The sequence below is a fragment of the Mangrovicoccus sp. HB161399 genome, assembly GCF_013184745.1.
Classification (GTDB): Bacteria; Pseudomonadota; Alphaproteobacteria; order Rhodobacterales; family Rhodobacteraceae; genus Mangrovicoccus.
This window is the reverse complement of sequence record NZ_JAATVU010000019.1, coordinates 1-17,131: the sequence shown is the minus strand read 5'-3', so window position 1 is coordinate 17,131 and position 17,131 is coordinate 1. Positions and strand designations below refer to the sequence as shown.

The window sequence follows — 17,131 nt, the reverse complement described above, 5'->3', positions numbered from 1 at the left end:
ATGACCGACCTGCTCATCCGCAACGCGCGGATCATCGACGGCACGACCGACCGTGCCAAGGACGCCACCGATATCCGCATCGCCGACGGGCTGGTGCAGGAGACCGGCAGCGCGCTGGCCAATCCGGGCGTCCCGGAAATCGACGCTGCCGGGCGCTATGTCATGCCGGGTCTGACCGACGCCCATGTCCATGTCATCGCTGTCACCGCCGACTTGAAGGCCAATGCCGCGCTGCCCGACACGATGGTCGCGATCCGCTCGCTGAACATCATGAACGCGATGCTGATGCGCGGCTTCACCACCGTGCGCGATCTCGGCGGCGCGACCGCTGCGCTGCGCTTTGCGGTGGCGGATTCGCCCGTGCCGGTGCCGCGGCTGAACATCTGCGGCAAGGCGCTGTCGCAGACCGGCGGCCATACCGACCAGCGCGGCCCGATCGACGAGACGCCGACGCCCGAACGCAACGTGCCGCTGGGTTCGCTCGGCATCGTCTGCGATGGCGTTCCGGCCGTGCGCCGCGCCGCCCGCGAGCAGTTCCGCACCGGCACCGATTTCCTGAAGGTCATGGCCAATGGCGGGGTCTCCTCGCCCTCCGATCCGATCCATTTCCTGGGGTATGCCCGCGAAGAGCTGATCGCCATGGTCGAGGAGGCGGAGAATGCGGGCAGCTATGTTGCCGCGCATCTCTATACCGACAAGGCGATCCGACGCGCGGTCGAAGTCGGCATCCGCTCGCTGGAGCACTGCAACCTGATCGAGTCGGAGACCGCGAAGCTCGCCGCCGAGGCAGGCTGCATCGCCTGCCCCACGCTGGTCACCTATGACAAGCTGTCGAGCGACGGCGCGGCGATGGGCCTGCCCGCGGCCTCGATCGCCAAGGTCGACGACGTGCGGCTGAAGGGGATGGAGTCCCTGTCGATCATGGCCGAGGCCGGGCTGCCGATGGCCTATGGCTCGGACCTGCTGGGCGGCATGCACCCCCACCAGTCGGGCGAGTTCGAGATCCGCGGCCGGGTCCTGCCTGCCCAGACGGTCATCTCCGCCGCCACCACCATCGCGGCGAAGCTGCTGCGCATGGAAGGCAAGATCGGCACGCTCGCGCCCGGTGCCTTCGGTGACGTCATCCTCGTCGACGGCAACCCGCTGGAGGACCTCTCGGTACTGTCCGGCCAGGGCGACCGCATCCCGGTCATCGTCAAGGGCGGCGAGGTCGTGAAGGGCTGAGCCGCTGCCCGCCTAGCGGCCGCCGCCCGGCCTGCGGAGCCGGGCGGCGGTCCGCGCCATCTCCTCGGCAGTGGGCTTCTTGCCGGTGTAGATCTCGACATAGGCGGGGAAGCGGGCGAGCCGGTCTTCCAGGCTCTCCTCGACCCGCATCGAGATGTAGCCGACCTGCACCAGGTAGATCGCCCGCGCGCGCACGTCGGCATCCGCCGCAGCGTGGCCCCAGCGTTCCAGAAGCGCCTTGAGCGCCTGCAGCCGCCCGGCATCCGCCGCCTGAAGCCGCGCCAGAACGGCGGGATCCTGCTGCGCCCAGGCGCGCACCGCCAGCTCGATCCGCGCATCGAAGCCCGCCCCGGCATCCGGCAGGAAGGTAGAGATCACGTTCAGCATCGCCATGGTCTCGGTCGCGGCCGGTTCCTCCGCCGCGGCGACGAGCACCCGCGTCGTGGTCTGTTCCCAGCGCTCCAGCAGCTGCGACAGCAGCTGGTTCCGGTCCTTGAAGAACCAGTAGAAGCTGGTGCGCGACAGTTTCAGCGCATTGGCCAGCGGCATGATCTTCACCGCGTCGACGCCCTTGCCGACCAGCGCCTCGTAGGCCGCGTCGAGCCAGACTTCCGGCGATCCGCGCCAGCCGCGCTCTGGGAGTGTGTCCTCGGTCATGGCGTCCCGGTTACGCCGGGGCCGGGGCCGGGGGCAAGGGGAACCGTCAGGGCCACCGGAAAATGTACATGAGTGACCATTTTTCGGGCAGACCGTCCGGGGGACCTGCCTGGGCCTGTCGTGCCCGGGATCCCCGAATCCCGGCGCGGCAGTCCGGCAAGTCCTTGAAACAAGGCTCCGGTGCCCGGGAACCGCGCTGCCGTGCCGCCAGGACGGGGATGAGACGGCCGCGAAACGTATCTTGACACATATGTACATTTTGCGTCCTGCTGCCGGGACAGACCCAGGACAAAGCCAGGCCCACCGGAAAGCACGCCCATGTCGAACGATCCCCTCCTCCAGCCGTACCAGCTCAAGCACCTGACGCTGAAGAACCGCATCATGATCACCTCGCACGAGCCGGCCTATCCCGAGGACGGCATGCCGAAGGACCGCTACCGCGCCTATCACGTGGAGCGGGCAAAGGCCGGGGTGGCGCTGACCATGACGGCGGGATCGGCGAGCGTGTCGCGCGACAGCCCGCCGGTGTTCAACAACATCCTCGCCTGGAAGGACGAGGTGACCGGCTGGATGAAGAAGCTCGCCGACGAATGCCATGACGAAGGCTGCGCCGTGATGATCCAGCTGACCCATCTCGGCCGCCGCACGCGCTGGGACAAGGCCGATTGGCTGCCGGTCGTCTCGCCCGGCCACGAGCGCGAGGCGGCGCACCGCGCCTTTCCGAAGAAGATGGAGGACTGGGACATCGCGCGCATCATCGGCGATTATGTCGATGCGGCCGAACGGATGAAGGCCGCCGGTCTCGACGGGATCGAGATCCAGGCCTATGGCCATCTCGCCGACCAGTTCTGGTCGCCGCTGACCAACGATCTCGACGGCCCCTATGGCGGCTCGCTCGACAACCGCCTGCGCTTCACCTTCGAGATCCTCGAAGGCATCCGCGACCGCTGCGGCGGGGATTTCCTGCTGGGCGTGCGCTATACCGGCGACGAGGACCTGCCGGGCGGGCTGACCCGCGAGGACGGGCTGGCCATCTCGATGAAGCTCAAGCAGTCGGGGCTGGTCGATTTCCTCAATGTCGTGAAGGGCCATATCGACACCGATGCCGGGCTGACCGACGTGATCCCGGTCCAAGGCATGCGCAACGCCCCGCACCTCGATTTCGCGGGCGAGATCCGCGCGGCGACCGATTTCCCGACCTTCCACGCCGCCAAGATCCCCGACGTGGCGACGGCGCGCCACGCGATTGCCTCCGGCAAGCTCGACATGGTCGGAATGACCCGGGCGCATCTGGCGGACCCGCATCTGGTGCGCAAGGTGATCGAGGGGCGCGAGGAAGAGATCCGTCCCTGCGTCGGCGCCAACTACTGTCTCGACCGCATCTACCAGGGCGGCATGGCGCTCTGCCTGCACAACCCCTCGACCGGCCGCGAGATCGAGATGCCCCATGCCATCGCGAAGGCGGAGGCGCCGAAGCGCGTCACCATCGTCGGCGCGGGCCCGGCCGGCATGGAGGCGGCGCGCGTCGCTGCCGAGCGCGGCCACGCGGTCACCGTCTTCGAGGCGGCCGACCAGCCCGGCGGCCAGATCCGCCTGACCGCCCTGCAGGAACGGCGGCGCGAGATGTCCTCGATCATCGCCTGGCGCTTCGACCAGTGCGAGCGCAAGGGGGTGCAGTTCCGCTTCAACACCTACGCCGAAGCTGCCGACGTGCTGGGGACGAAGCCGGACGAGGTGGTGATCGCCACCGGCGGGCTGCCGCATACCGAGGTGCTGAGCGGCGGCAACGAGCTCGTCGTCTCGGCTTGGGACATCATCTCGGGCGACGCGAAGCCGGGGCAGAACGTGCTGGTCTATGACGATGCGGGCGACCATGCCGGCCTCCAGGCGGCCGACCTGATCTCGGAAACCGGGGCGAGGGTCGAGATCGTCACCCCGGACCGCGCCTTCGCGCCCGAGGTCATGGCGATGAACCTGGTGCCCTACATGCGCGCGCTGCAGGCCCGCGACACCACGTTCACCGTCACCTGGCGGCTGCAATCGGTCGCCCGCGAGGGCAACCGGCTGAAGGCAGTGCTCGGCTCGGATTACGGCGGGGTGACGCGCGAGCGCCTGGTCGACCAGGTTGTGGTGAACCACGGCACGCGGCCGCTGGACGAACTCTATTTCGAGCTGAAGCCGCACTCGAAGAACCTGGGCGAGGTCGATTACGGGGCGCTGGCCACCGGCGGCACGCAGGATGTGGTCCGCAACCGGGAGGGCGCGTTCCGGCTGTTCCGCATCGGCGACGCGGTCTCGGCACGCAACACCCATGCCGCGATCTACGATGCGCTGAGGCTCGTCAGGGGGCTGTGAGCCCGCCCTGGCGGATGATCTCCAGAAGGGGCGCGAGCGCCGGATTGCCCGCGCCCCTTCGCGTCCGCAGAACCACATCCAGCGCCGGTGCCGCCGCCAGCGGCACCGTTGCGACATCCGCCTGCCGGTCGCAGATCGAGGCGGGAACCAGCGCGGTGCCCAGCCCCTCGGCCACCAGCCGCAGGATGGTCTGCTGAAGCTGCGGCTCGAAGCGGACCCGCGGCACCAGCCCGGCCTGGGCGAACCAGCGCGAGATCTCGCCGCGCAGCGTGCGCGACACCCGGTCGGGCACGGCAATCAGGTCCTCGTCCCGCAGGTCTTCCGGCGCAGCCTCCGTCCGGCCGGCCAGCCGGTGGCCCGGCGGCAGCGCGAGGCAGAGCCGATCGCGGAAGATCGGCAGGCTTTCCAGCTGCGGAACCGCCGCGCCGGCGAAGGTCACCCCGGCATCCAGCTGGCCGCGGATCAGCCGCTCTTCGATCTCCTCTGGCGTCGCCTCCGCCAGGGTGATCCGCACCTCCGGGCGCCGCGCGGCATAGGCGGCGACCATCCGCGGCACCAGCCGGTGGGCGGCGTGCATCATGAAGCCGAGGCGCAGCTCGCCGGTCTGGCCCTCGGCCACCAGCCGTGCGTCGCGGCAGGCGCTCTCGAACCTGGCCAGCACTGCGCGGGCGTCGCGCTGGAACCGCTCGCCCGCCGGGGTCAGGGCCACCCGGCGCGAGCTGCGCTCGACCAGCGTCACGCCGAGCGCGCGTTCGAGCCCGGCGATCTGGCGGCTGAAGGGCGGCTGGGTCATGTTCATCCGCTCCGCCGCCTGGCCGAAATGCAGCGTCTCGGCAAGCGCCGCGAAACAGCGCAGCTTCTGGATGTCCAAGGGGGTCTCCTTTCTGACCGAGGCTGCGCCGTGCAGCGTGCCCAATCAAGTCCCATATTGCATGGATAACGGTCAAAAATGGCATTGGAGTGCATCGACACGGCCTGATACCACCGGCCATCCGCCGTTCCGGGAGCTCCGCCATGTCCGCCACCTTTTCCATCGTCCTGCCGATCTTCGCGCTGATCTTCGCGGGCTGGGCCGCACGCCGGGGCGGTGCGCTGGGACCGGGTGCCACGCGCGAGCTGAACCGGCTGGTGGTGTACCTGGCGCTGCCCGCGCTCCTGTTCCGCATCATGGCCGAAGCCGACCCGGCCGAGATCTGGCATCCGGGCTTCATTGCCGCCTTCACGGGGGGCTGCGCGGCGGTCTTCGCCGCGGCGGTGGGGATGCGGATGCGGCAGGGGCGGCCGCTGGCCGATGCCGCGCTGGACGGGCTGAACGCGAGCTATGCCAATACCGGCTTCCTCGGCTTTCCGCTGATCCTCGCCGTGGCAGGCGAAGCGGCGCTCGGCCTGACGCTGGTGGCGACGCTGGTGACGGTGGCGGTGCTTTTCGCGGTGGCGATCCTCCTGGTGGAGTTCGGGCTGCAGCAGGACGGCCGGGCGCGCGAGATCGTGCTCCGGACGCTCGCCGGGCTTGCGCGCAATCCCCTGATCCTGTCGCCGCTCGCGGGCGCGGCCTTCCTGGCGACGGGCCTGGATTTCCCGGCGCCGATGGACCGGTTCCTGGGGCTGCTGGGCAGCGCGGCGGCGCCCTGTGCGCTGGTGACCTTGGGGTGCTTCCTTGCCGAGACGCCGCGCCCGGCGGAGTCCGGCCGCGACCGGACGGCCTTTGCCGCGCTGGTGTCGATGAAACTCGCCGTGCAGCCGCTGGCGACCTGGGTGCTGGCGGTGCCGCTCCTTCAGCTGCCCGGCCCGGTGGCGCAGACCGCGGTGCTGCTGGCCGCGCTGCCGACCGGCACGGGGCCCTTCATGCTGGCCGAGTTCTACGGCCGCGAAGCGCTGATGACGGGGCGCGTGATTCTGGCCACCACGGTCCTGTCGGTGGCGACGCTTTCGGCCTATCTTGCCGTCGCCCTCTGAACGGGCGGCCTTATCCACCAAATCTGTGGATGACCGCGGGGATAAGCCAGTGCCGGGCCAAGCGGGCAAGGGCTCCGGCCGCCCTGCCCGAAAAGCGGGCGCCGCGGCGGCAGCTCCAGGCAGGCGCAATGCCGCAGCCGGAAAGCGCGCGAAAACCCGCCGCGACGGCAAGTTGTCCAAGGGAATCAAAGGGTGGGAGAGAACGCGGCAGCCCTCAGGGAGGAGGAGGAGGGCTGCCGCCAATTCCCGGGCTCAGGGAGGAGGAGGAGCCCCAGGAAACTCTCTGGAACGTCGCCGTTCCGTATGCATGCAAATAGGATATGCCGCGGCGCAGAACAAGCCGCGAGGCTGCAGACCGGTCCTGTGCCCGATGCATGGCTCGCCCCGGGGCGAACGCCATGGCTTCGCTTTCCCGGCCGGAGGGCCTAGGAAGGAACGCATCGCTGGGGAGCCGCCCCGGCCGAGACGGGAGCCGACATGAACGACCTCTTCGACGCGGCGCCGGCCGCAGGGCATGTTCCGCTGGCCGCGGCGCTGCGCCCGGGAACCCTCGACGAGGTGATCGGCCAGGCAGGGATCACCGCGCCGGGCTCGATCCTGCGCCGCCGCATCGCCGCGGGCGCGCTCGGCAGCGTGATCCTCTACGGCCCGCCCGGAGTGGGAAAGACCTCGATCGCGCGGGCCGTCGGCACCATGCTGGGGAAGGAGTTCCGCCAGCTCCATGCCACCCGCGCAGGCGTTGCCGAGCTGCGCAAGCTGGCCGACGAGGCAAGGATCCGGCCGCTGCTGATCTTCGTCGACGAGGTCCACCGCTTTTCCTCGACGCAGGCCGACGACCTGCTGTCGATCTGCGAGAACGGCACGGCCGATTTCATCGGCGCCACGACCGGCAATCCGTATCACGTGCTGACCCCGGCGCTGGTCTCGCGCTCCACCATCCTCAGGCTGGAGCCGATGACGCTGCAGGACATGGAGGAGGTGGTCCGCCGCGGGCTGGCGCATCTGGCCGGGCAGGGCGTCGAGGTCGCGATGACCGCCGATCAGGTCCGGATGGTCGCGGGACGCTCGGGCGGGGACGCGCGCCGGGCGCTGACCACGCTGGAAAGCCTGGCGGTCGGCCATCCCGGCGGCGCGATCGAGATCACCGAGGACATGCTGGAAGAGGCCTATGCCGCCGCGCCGGTGAACCATGACCGCTCCGGCGACCAGCATTACGACCTGGTGTCGGCCTTCGTGAAGTCGATGCGCGGGTCCGACCCGGATGCGGCGCTCTACTGGCTGGCGCGGCTGGTCCATGCCGGCGAGGACCCGCGCTACATCGCGCGGCGGATCATGATCCATGCCTCCGAGGATGTCGGGCTGGCGGACAACACGGCGCTGCAGACCGCGGTCGCAGCGGCCACGGCGGTGGAGAAGATCGGCTATCCGGAGGCGCAGATCGTGCTGGCCCATGCGGCGCTGCACGTTGCGCGGGCGCCGAAATCCAATTCCGCCTGCCGGGGCATCGGGCTGGCGCTGCAGGCGGTGGCCTCCGAACCGCCCGCAGTGGTGCCGAAGCACCTGCGCGACGCGCATTACAAGGGCGCCGAGGCGCTCGGCCATGTCGGCTACCGCTTCCCGCACGACGATCCGCGCGGCTGGGTGGAGCAGGACTACGTGCCGGGGCTGCAACCGGGGCGGTTCTACCAGAGCGACGCGCGCGAGGCGGGGACCTTCGAGAAGCGCGCCGATGCCCATTGGGAGCAGCTCTCCGGCCAGCCTGTCCCGGCGCGGTTCCGGCGCGGCTGAGCCGCCGCGGCTTTCCTGCCGCAGCGTCGGACCGTCCGGATGGCGCGGCGCAAGAAACGCTTGGAACGTTCCGCAGAACATGTATCCTATTTGCGTAAAACAACCCTGACGTGTGGTTCGGCGCCGGGAGTCGCGGAGTCTTGGACTGGCGAAGAGGGGCACCCGCATGAAACATCAGGATCTCTACAAGGGCTTCAATTCCGGCGGCGCCTACGAAATCCTGCCCGGCGGGCATCTGGTGTGCCGCGTCGAGGTGCTGCTGACCACGAAGGAACGCTCGGTCGAATTCCCCGCCACCTTCGCGGAAGTGCCCAGCGTCACCTTCAACATCGATGCGGAACCGCAGGAGGCGGTCGTTCTCGGCCGGATCTCCCGCTACGGAATCACCGGCTGCCGGCTCGAATCGGATGACAGCCGGTCGCAGGCGGTGATCGGCATCGTGGCCTCGGGCCGGGCCGGATTCGGTCTCTGAGCCGGCCGGGACCGTCCCGCGCGGCGGGGCGGACGGAAAGCCTCATTGCGGGCTGCTGCCTGCGGCGATACCCGAAACCACCGATTTTGCAGGCGCCGCGTCCTGCGGTCCGCCCGGGGCTTCCGGCAGGCCGCAGCGCGGGGCGTCCGCATGCCCGTAATTGCCGGAGGAAGACATGGGGCTGACATGCGCGGACGTTATGGTTCCGCCCGAAAACCAGAAGACGATCCATCCCGATGCGAGCGTCGCCACCGCCTTCAACATGATCAAGTCCAGCCGCGCGCGCTTCCTGCCGGTGGTGGACGATGACGGCAGGTATGTCGGCGTGTTCTCGGCGCCGACCCTGCTGAAGATGATCCTGCCCAAGGCAGCGACCATCGACATGGGGTCGAACGCGTTCTCGGGCAAGCTCGACAACCTGAAGTTCTTCAGCCTGTCCAAGGAGGATTTCATCGCCCAGCTGGAGCGGCTGAAGGACGAGACCGTGCGGGAGAACATGTCCCGCCCCGAGAACATCCCGATCGCCGCGCCCGACACGCCGGTGATGGAGGGCATCTTCCTGATCTACAAGTACAAGCGACACGTGATGCTGGTGGAGCCCAAGACCGGGCGCTTCGTCGGCACGGTCAGCGCCAACTCGCTGCTCGACCAGGTTCTCGGTTCCACGGAAATTCCGGAGTAAAGACAAGTGCACGGACAAGTTGACGCCGGGGGACATGCGTTCTCCGTTCCCCACCTTCTTGGCATCGACCCGCTCTGGATGGCCACCGGCATCCTGATCCTCGTCTATGCCATCCTGATCACCGAGAAGCTCAACCGCGCGATCCTGGCGATGCTGGGCGCCTCGCTGATGGTGATCTTCGGCATCATCAACCAGCAGCAGGCAGTCGCCGGCGTCGATGCCAACACGCTGGCGCTGCTGATCGGGATGATGGTGATCGTGGCGATCACCTCGAAATCCGGCCTGTTCCAGTATGTCGCGATCAAGGCGGCCAAGGTCGTCAAGGCCAATCCGACCGGCATCCTGATCATGCTGACGCTGATCACCGCCGTGTTCTCGGCGCTTCTGGACAACGTCACCACGGTTCTGCTGATCGCGCCGATCACGCTGTTGATCACCGATGCGCTCGGCACCAAGGTGTTTCCCTTCTTCATGGCCGAGATCCTGGCCTCCAATGTCGGCGGCACCGCGACGCTGATCGGCGACCCGCCGAACATCCTGATCGGCTCTGCCGCAGGCCTCAGCTTCAACGATTTCGCCGTGAACCTCGCGCCGATCGCGATGGTCTGCCTCGTCGCGCTGACCGGGATCATCTACCTGGTGAACCGCAGGGCGCTGTCGCAGATCCCGGCCTCGGCCTCGGCCAAGATCATGGAATTCGACGAGAAGAGCGCGATCACCGACGTGCGGCTGATGGTCAAGGCGCTCTTCGTGCTGGCGCTGGTCATCCTCGGCTTCACCGCCGGGCATTCCTACGGCATCCAGCCGGGCACCTCGGCGCTGGCCGGGGCCGGGCTCCTGATGCTGCTGGCCTATGCCGGGCAGGACGCCGAGCACCAGTCGGAATCGGTGCACCACATCTTTGGCGAGGTCGAATGGGTGACGATCCTGTTCTTCGGCGGTCTCTTCGTGATCGTCGCCGCGGTGGAGCATGTCGGGCTCCTGGCGATGTTCGCGGAGTTCGTGCTGAACGTGACCGACGGCGATCTTATGTGGACCGCCTTCCTGGTGTTCTGGGCCTCGGGCATCCTCTCGGCGATCCTCGACAATATCCCCTTCGTGGCAACCATGATCCCGATGATCCAGGCGACCGCGGACACGTTCGGTCCCGACAAGATCGAGCCGCTCTGGTGGTCGCTGGCGCTCGGCGCCTGCCTAGGCGGCAACGGCACGCTGCTGGGCGCGTCGGCGAACCTGACCGTGGCGGCCTTCGCAGAGAAGGCCAAGCAGCCGATCAGCTTCATGGCCTTCACCAAATTCGCCTTCCCGATCATGATCCTGACCCTGGTGCTGGCGAACATCTACATCTGGCTCCGCTACTTCTGAGCCTTGCGGAGCGCGCCGGGCCAGTCCCGGCGCCTCCCTTCAGCGCTGCCGCGCCGACTCCCTTCCGATCCATGACATCAAGACGGCCACGATCCGCGCCTGCTCGGCGCCACCCAGCGGGCGGCCCTTCGGGATGCCGTGCCATTTCGCCAGGCAGCCGCGGCAGCAGGTGGCGGTGGCATGCTGCGCGACGAAGACCGGGTGGCCGCGCATCGGCGTCTGCCTGCCGTCCTTCGCCGGATGTGCCGGGGCGAGCCTTTCGCCGATGAACGCCTCGGCATGGCGGCGGACGGTCTCGGGCCCCTTGGCGGCAAGGTAGTCCCGGTCCTCCTGTCCCAGCCGGAACCGGCTGCGGAAGTCCGATCGCGCCAGCCGCGCGAAAAGCGCCTGCGTCTCCGGCGGCTCCGGCAGAGCCGCGGCCGGCGAAGGGGGGGCGGGCAGGCGGTCCTCCAGGGCGCTGCCGAACAGCTCGCCCTGCCTGGGGTCCCCGCCGCGGGACCGCGATGCCCTTGCCATGTTCCGGCTCCTTCCGCCCATGCATGCCGACCTTCCCATGGCGGCATGGCGCTGCCAAGCGCCCGCGGGGTCAGATCAGGCTCTGCCGCGCGGCCGCGGTCACCAGCCGGGTCAGGCGGTCGAACCGGCCGGCCGCAAGGCGGCTGACCTGCCAGTGGAGCGGCCGGTCCAGCACTGCGCCCGGCACCATTTCGGCGATCCGCCCGGCCTTCATATGGGCGCGCAGCAGCGGTTCCGGGCCCATGCCCCAGCCGAGCCCGAGCAGCGTCGCCTCGATCATGCCTTCGGTGGAAGGCAGCCAATGCGTCGGGAAATCCGGGACCGTGCCGAAATTCCGCTGCACCCAGTCCCGTTGCAGCCGGTCCTTCTGCCCGAAGGTCAGCGCCGGTGCGCGGGCCAGCGCGCCGGCCGTGACCCCATCGGGAAAATGCCGCGCAAGGTAGTCCGGGCTGGCCGCCGCCAGATAGCGCAGGCGCCCCAGAGGCTTGACCTGGCAGCCCTGCACCGGGCGCTCGAGCGTCGTGACCGCGGCCAGCACCCGGCCGCGGCGCAGCCAGTCGGCGGTGTGCTCCTCGTCATCGGTCACGAGGTTCAGCATGAATCCGGTCTCCGCCGCGAAGGGCGCGGCCGCGGCGAGGAACCAGGTCGCCAGGCTGTCGGAATTGATCGCGATGTCGAGCGTCACCGGCTGCGGAGCCCCCTCCGCAAGTCCCGGCAGCAAGCCGAAGAGCCCGTGTTCCAGCATCTCCACCTGCTCCATGTGGCGGCAGAGCCAAGCGCCTTCTGCCGTTGCCGTGCAGGGCGTGCCGCGCTCCAGCAGCACCGTGCCCAGCCTTTCCTCGAGCTGCCGGACCCGCTGGGACACGGCAGAGGGGGTGATGCCGAGCTTGCGCGCCGCGGCCTCGAAGCTGCCGGTGCGGTGGATCAGCGCGACGGCGCGGGCGGCGGGATAGTCGATCATGGTGAAGCTCAGCTAATGCAGGATTAGATACTTCAATTTGCCTCAGGATGGCCGCCGCGGCTAGGGCAGGCCGGACCTTTTCCGGAGTTCCCGCCATGTTCCAATCCGTCTATTTCGCCGGCCTCTCCATGGGGCTCAGCCTGATCGTCGCCATCGGCGCGCAGAATGCCTTCGTCCTCCGCCAGGGGCTGCGCGGCGAGCATGTCTTCGCCATCTGCCTGGCCTGCGCGCTTTCGGACGCGGTGCTGGTCAGCCTCGGGGTCGCCGGCTTCGCCCGCATCGTCGCGGTCCTGCCCGCCGTCGAACCGGCGATGCGCTATGGCGGGGCGGCATTCCTGGTGATCTACGGCGCCCGAAGCTTCGTCTCGGCCTTCGGCCCGGGCGCGGTTCTGGCGGCCTCGGGGGGCGGAGGCACAGTGCCGCTCTCGGCCACCCTGGCAACCTGCATGGCCTTCACCTGGCTGAACCCGCATGTCTATCTCGATACGGTGATGCTGCTCGGCTCGATCTCGACCCAGTTCCCCGGGCAGGAGCGCGCTTTCGCGCTCGGTGCCATCACAGCCGCCTTCGGCTTCTTCTTCGCGCTCGGCTACGGCGCGGCCTGTCTGCGCCCGGTCTTCGCCAGCGCGACCGCCTGGCGGGTGCTGGACGCGGGCATTGCCGTCGTCATGTGGGCGATCGCGCTGAAACTGCTGCACGGCGGATGACGGAAAGAGGCGGCGCTTCGCAGCAAAACCTCTGGCAGCAAGCGCCGCTCCGTGCCAGAATGGGGCATGGCAAAGGCAAAGCTTCCACCCCCCGCTGCGCCCCGGATTCCGGTGAAACTGCCCCGATGGGCATTGCGCGACGACCCGGCGACCCCCGACTCGGCGGCATTCCGGGCCGGGGCGGCGCTGATGGCGCTGGATTTCGCGCTGGCCGATCCGGCGGTGCCCGGCATGCTGCTGCGCGACCGGCTGGCCCTGCGCGCGGCCGAGGCCTGTTTGCGCCGCGCCGGTCGCCCGGAACGCACGGCGGAGCTGCGCGACGAGGTGCACCTGCTGCGCGAGGGCGAAACTCCGGGCCCGGGCGGCGCTGTCTTCCTCGACTGGCGGCGCCTGACCCGGCTGCGGCTGAACGCGGGCTGGGAGCTGCGCATCCGCCAGGGCCTGCCGGAACTGCCCGATCCCGCCGATCTGCCTGCGGCGCCGGTCGCGCGGGCCGCCGCATTGCTGGCCGCCTGCCTCAGCGCGGAGCCGCGCGCCCAGGTTCCGGCCCTGCTTCTCGCCGAGGCCGCGCTGTCGGCGGCGCTCGGCCTGGCGCAGCCGCTGCCGCTCCTGGGCGGACATCTGACCCGCGCCGAGCTGCGCGACCCCGACACGCTGGATGCCGCCTGCCTGCGCGCGGCGACGGCCGCGGCCGAGCAGGCGCTGGCGCTCGCCGACGAGTTGGCCCGCCGCGCCGACAAGCTGCGGGCGGTGGCGCCCAAGTTGCGCGCCAAGGCCTCGGATGCGGCGGTCGCGCTGTTCCTGGCCGAGGACGCGGTCTCGCCCGCCCGCGCGCTGACCCCGGTGATCCGCGGCAGCCGCATGCCGATGACCGACCGCGCGGCGCGGCGGATCTGCGACCGGCTGGTGGCGCTCGGCGCGGTGCAGGAGCTTTCCGGTAGGGAGACATTCAGGATCTACGGGCTGTGAGCGAGTTCGACCGGGAACTGGACGGGCTCCCCCCGGAGCTGCGCTGGCGCGAATGGATGCGGCGGATCGAGGCGGTGCTCTTCGCCTCGGCCCAGCCGGTCGGCCGCGAGTCGCTGGCGCGGATCGTCGGCAAGGGCGCGCCGGTGGACCTGCTGCTCGACGACCTGAAGGCCGAGCTCGACGGGCGGCCCTACGAGCTGGCGCAGGTGGCGGGCGGCTGGCAGCTCAGGACCCGTCCGGGCTATGCGCCCGCGATCAAGGCGGCGGCCAACCTGCCGGAGCCGCGGATGGAACTGTCGCCCTTCGAGACCGCGGTGCTGGCGGCGATTGCTTACCAGCAGCCGGTGACGCGGGCGGGGCTTGCGGATGTCTTCGGCAAGGAAGTCCCGCGCGATCTTCTCTCCCGCCTGCGGGCAGCGGACCTGATCGCGCCCGGACCGCGCAGCCCGGCGCCGGGCGCGCCCTATACCTATGTTACGACCGAGGCCTTCCTCGCGCGCTTCGACCTTGCCACGCTAGACGACCTGCCCGACCGCGAGGCGCTGATGGATGCCGGCCTCGACGGAAGTACCGAGGTGGCAGGGAGCTAGCGGCGCTTTTCCTGCCGGAGACCCTGCCGCTGGCGGAAGACGCTGGGAGCGGAACGCATGGCCAAAAGATGAACGTGGCCGCCAGGGCTGTCGCCGAAAGAACGACAATCGGGCAGCGGTCGAAACTCGCCGCCAGTCTTCGAGGCGGCCGGACATGCAGTCGATCCCATGGCGGCACTTGCACCGCCTCTTGTCATGCGGGATCGCGCCTTTGCGGCACCGCCCGACGGAATGCAGACCTGTATGTCCAATACTTTCAAGGCACTGCAGCTCCAATCGGCATTCGCCATGCGGTTCGGACCGGTAGCGCGGCATGGCTTGCCATCCGCGGTCCGCAATCAGCCACCCGGCCTCCGGCGGCGATGCCAGCAGGGATGCCGCTCCCTTTTGGTCGCTCGCCCGATGCCCGGCAGGTCATTGCACAGCAACGTCCAGCGAGGGTGGCCCGCCGACAGACAGAAACTGATCGGACGTCCCAGGTAGTCGGTGACGGCATGCAGATTGGAGTTCAAGTCGCCGCTCTCGGGTAAACGGTCCCCCGGATCGTTTCCCGATCCTCGAACTCTGCCTGATCAGCCTTCCGCGCTCCCGGTTCGGCAGGAAATCGATCTACCGAACTGATTTCTGTTCCGCCGCACTCGCCCGGAGGCTGGGCGCCGTCGGATGGGCCTTGAGAAAGGATGTTTCCATCGTCACGGTCCGCTTGTCCCGGCCGCCGGAGGCCGGGCCGTCCATGATCCGGGCGAAGACGCCCATCCGGCTCCAGCGGAGCCAACGGTTGCAGAGCGTTTCCGGGGCTTTCGCGGCGCCGCTGGCGCCACGGTCCCATTCACTTGTGCGGTCGATGCTCATGTCCTGGCTCGCATGGCGCGGCCCTGGCCCTCGAACCCGATGCGCCCGTGTCGCCGGAACTGCAGGTTCTCAAGGAGTTGCAGGTTGCGCGCCGCGCCCTGATCGCCGAGCGGACCCTGTTGCCCAAGCGCGGCCACGTCCAGATCCACGCTCTGGTGAAGCGTCAGCTCGCGAAACGGCTGGTCCTCGTCGAGCGCCAGATCGCGGACCTGGACGCTGAGATTGCCAAGCTTATCGCCAAGGACGATGCCATGGCATGTTTCCGCGAAATCCTGTGCTCCATCCCCAGCATCGGCCCTGTCGCGACGGCGGTGATCCTCGCCTTCCTGCCCGAGATCGGGAAGCTCGACGGAAAGCAGGCCGCAAGCCGCGCAGGCCTTGCCCACTACAGCCGCGGATCCGGCCATCTGCTGGAAAGGCAGGTCCTTCATCAGCGGGGGCCGCAAGCCGTCGCGCGACGTACTTTGCATGCCTTCCGTTGTCGCAATGCGCTTCAACCCTGATCTCAAGGCCAAGCACACCCATCTCCGTGAGGCCGGAACACCCGCAAAGGTTGCCATCGTCGTACTCATGAGAAAGCTCCTGCTCACCGCCAACGCGCCGGTCAAGGCCGACAGTCTGTGGACCCCAAACGCCGCTTGCGCATGACGGATACTCACTCAGTCAGCCAGAACAGGTCTTGCATCATTCACCTCGAGAGGGTCCGCAATCACGAGTCCTAAACAATTTCGATGGGCCATGACCCCAACCCCGTCCAGCCGCGTATGGTCGCGGAACTCGCGCTTGCAGCCGTGTGGCCGTGTGCCCGGGCGGATGCTTGGGGTCCATTTGGCAGCGTTGGCCGCTGGAAGCTTGTCTCCGTGTGCCTTTGCCGGTTTCAGAATCGCTCTCGGGACAGCCGAGCCGCTGGTCGGGACTGACATGGCCAAGGCCTGCAGATGGCCAGCCATGTCCGATGTCCATCTTCTCTATTCTATGTTCGACGCGGGTGCGATCGGGCCCGGGCCGGAAGGACGAAGGATGGTTGCCGCGTTGATCCCAATCGCCCGCAGCCAGTGCCTGCTGCATCCGCGCGCAGGCGGGCAGCGGTATGCAGCGACCGTGCATTTGCACTTCGCGGCTGCCGCCTCGGGGTCTCGCCACGCGGGGCAGCGCAATGATCTTGCCGGGTACCGCGGGCCGGCGAGCAAGCCTGGCAACGGCGGTGCCGCTCGGGACGTTCCGCAGCGGGGCACGTCACGGTCGGAGATTGTCACGCCCTGGCACGGACGGCCTCGCCGAGCTTGAAGCGACCCACAAGTGCCCGCCTGCGGCGTTGCAAGGCGGGCGCCTTCCGCGAGGTCTGCGAGGCGGGGGAAGCCCCGCCATGGGACCGCGGTCCCCGGCGGTGCGGCGGACGCGCGGCCGGGATGGCCTCCGGGGCGCGCGGCCGCCCCGGTGCAGGATCCGGGATCGCGAGGTGCCTGCCGCTTCCTCGCCGGCGCCGCCCGGTCGGGCTGGTGGCGCCCGTCCTGCGCGGAAACGGCAGCGCCGCCCCCCCCCGGCGTCCCGCGGACGGGCATCGCCAGCCATGGCCCCCGCCAGGCCACGGCGCGGCACATCGCGATGCAGCCGGCGGGGCCATCCACACCGCCAATGGCGGATAGCGGCTCGCTCCGCGGCAAGCCGCAGGGAACGGCGGTGCCGGACAGGAAGGCTGCATGCCCTTCGGACAAGGTGAACCGGCAGTTCCGGGCGCCTGCTCCGAACATGCTCTGCCCTCTCGGCGATTGCGTGCAATCGCCTGCCGGGTGACAGGTGGGCGGCTTCGCCTGCGCGGCGACCTGGAAGGGGGTCTCCTGCGCGGCCGCCCGCCATCGGGCCCGAACCGATGGCGCCACAATGGCTCGCTGACCGATGCCCGCGCCAGGAAGACCGTCGGCTGGCGCGCGAGCACGGCCGCGCATGCCGTCGCCCATCGGGCCCGGACCGGTGGCGCCGCGGCGGGCAGCCGTCCCCGATGCCCCGGAGCAGGCGGTCCGCGACCGCCGTCCGGCA

Annotated in this window: 16 protein-coding genes; 11 read left to right on the top strand and 5 right to left on the bottom strand. The window is 69.3% G+C overall.

Annotated features, from left to right (window positions below; all coding sequences use genetic code 11):
• Nucleotides 1–1,224 carry an amidohydrolase family protein gene (locus HCC78_RS12750; protein ID WP_172329166.1) on the top strand — a complete coding sequence of 408 codons (1,224 nt, stop codon included), beginning with the start codon at nt 1–3 and terminating at the stop codon, nt 1,222–1,224.
• A 12-nt stretch (nt 1,225–1,236) separates the two neighbouring features.
• Here the strand turns inward: HCC78_RS12750 and HCC78_RS12745 are convergent, their stop codons facing one another.
• A complete protein-coding gene (locus tag HCC78_RS12745) occupies nt 1,237–1,881 on the bottom strand; it encodes a TetR/AcrR family transcriptional regulator (RefSeq protein WP_172329165.1) in 645 nt (214 codons plus the stop codon).
• Between the two features lie 318 nt (nt 1,882–2,199).
• On the opposite strand from HCC78_RS12745, the gene hpbA reads away from it, so the two are divergent.
• On the top strand, nt 2,200–4,236 hold the full coding sequence (gene hpbA, locus HCC78_RS12740; protein WP_172329164.1) for an N-methyl-L-proline N-demethylase HpbA: 2,037 nt from the start codon (nt 2,200–2,202) through the stop codon (nt 4,234–4,236).
• Here hpbA and HCC78_RS12735 read toward each other — a convergent pair.
• Nucleotides 4,223–5,107 carry a LysR family transcriptional regulator gene (locus HCC78_RS12735; RefSeq protein WP_172329163.1) on the bottom strand — a complete coding sequence of 295 codons (885 nt, stop codon included), beginning with the start codon at nt 5,105–5,107 and terminating at the stop codon, nt 4,223–4,225. The two genes, hpbA and HCC78_RS12735, sit on opposite strands and share 14 nt — an antisense overlap.
• 143 nt (nt 5,108–5,250) lie before the next feature.
• On the opposite strand from HCC78_RS12735, the gene HCC78_RS12730 reads away from it, so the two are divergent.
• From HCC78_RS12730 to HCC78_RS12710, 5 genes are all read left to right on the top strand, one after another.
• Nucleotides 5,251–6,192 (top strand): AEC family transporter, encoded by a 942-nt coding sequence (locus HCC78_RS12730; protein ID WP_172329162.1) that lies wholly within the window; start codon nt 5,251–5,253, stop codon nt 6,190–6,192.
• Between the two features lie 477 nt (nt 6,193–6,669).
• Nucleotides 6,670–7,980 (top strand): replication-associated recombination protein A, encoded by a 1,311-nt coding sequence (locus tag HCC78_RS12725; RefSeq protein ID WP_172329161.1) that lies wholly within the window; start codon nt 6,670–6,672, stop codon nt 7,978–7,980.
• A 166-nt stretch (nt 7,981–8,146) separates the two neighbouring features.
• Nucleotides 8,147–8,452, top strand: a complete 306-nt coding sequence (locus tag HCC78_RS12720) for a hypothetical protein (RefSeq protein ID WP_172329160.1) — start codon at nt 8,147–8,149, stop codon at nt 8,450–8,452.
• A gap of 175 nt (nt 8,453–8,627) precedes the next feature.
• Nucleotides 8,628–9,134, top strand: a complete 507-nt coding sequence (locus HCC78_RS12715; protein ID WP_172329159.1) for an HPP family protein — start codon at nt 8,628–8,630, stop codon at nt 9,132–9,134.
• A 6-nt stretch (nt 9,135–9,140) separates the two neighbouring features.
• A complete protein-coding gene (locus HCC78_RS12710) occupies nt 9,141–10,499 on the top strand; it encodes an ArsB/NhaD family transporter (protein WP_216671138.1) in 1,359 nt (452 codons plus the stop codon).
• A 39-nt stretch (nt 10,500–10,538) separates the two neighbouring features.
• On the opposite strand, the gene HCC78_RS12705 is transcribed toward HCC78_RS12710, so the two are convergent.
• Nucleotides 10,539–11,015 carry a DUF4186 domain-containing protein gene (locus HCC78_RS12705; RefSeq protein WP_172329158.1) on the bottom strand — a complete coding sequence of 159 codons (477 nt, stop codon included), beginning with the start codon at nt 11,013–11,015 and terminating at the stop codon, nt 10,539–10,541.
• Between the two features lie 70 nt (nt 11,016–11,085).
• Nucleotides 11,086–11,976 carry a LysR family transcriptional regulator ArgP gene (locus HCC78_RS12700; RefSeq protein WP_172329157.1) on the bottom strand — a complete coding sequence of 297 codons (891 nt, stop codon included), beginning with the start codon at nt 11,974–11,976 and terminating at the stop codon, nt 11,086–11,088.
• Nucleotides 11,977–12,071: 95 nt separating this feature from the next.
• Here HCC78_RS12700 and HCC78_RS12695 point away from each other — a divergent pair, with 95 nt between their 5' ends.
• From HCC78_RS12695 to HCC78_RS12685, 3 genes are all read left to right on the top strand, one after another.
• Nucleotides 12,072–12,683 carry a LysE/ArgO family amino acid transporter gene (locus tag HCC78_RS12695; RefSeq protein WP_172329156.1) on the top strand — a complete coding sequence of 204 codons (612 nt, stop codon included), beginning with the start codon at nt 12,072–12,074 and terminating at the stop codon, nt 12,681–12,683.
• 111 nt (nt 12,684–12,794) lie between these two features.
• Nucleotides 12,795–13,652 carry a DUF1403 family protein gene (locus HCC78_RS12690; RefSeq protein ID WP_371743829.1) on the top strand — a complete coding sequence of 286 codons (858 nt, stop codon included), beginning with the start codon at nt 12,795–12,797 and terminating at the stop codon, nt 13,650–13,652.
• Nucleotides 13,649–14,242, top strand: a complete 594-nt coding sequence (locus HCC78_RS12685; RefSeq protein ID WP_371743828.1) for an SMC-Scp complex subunit ScpB — start codon at nt 13,649–13,651, stop codon at nt 14,240–14,242. The genes HCC78_RS12690 and HCC78_RS12685 overlap by 4 nt, the downstream gene beginning before the upstream one ends.
• 609 nt (nt 14,243–14,851) lie before the next feature.
• Here HCC78_RS12685 and HCC78_RS34795 read toward each other — a convergent pair.
• On the bottom strand, nt 14,852–15,094 hold the full coding sequence (locus HCC78_RS34795; protein ID WP_172329154.1) for a hypothetical protein: 243 nt from the start codon (nt 15,092–15,094) through the stop codon (nt 14,852–14,854).
• Nucleotides 15,095–15,141: 47 nt separating this feature from the next.
• On the opposite strand from HCC78_RS34795, the gene HCC78_RS34790 reads away from it, so the two are divergent.
• Nucleotides 15,142–15,597: a transposase gene (locus HCC78_RS34790; RefSeq protein WP_172329153.1), complete on the top strand. Its 456-nt coding sequence runs from the start codon at nt 15,142–15,144 to the stop codon at nt 15,595–15,597.
• Nucleotides 15,598–17,131 lie beyond the last annotated feature (1,534 nt).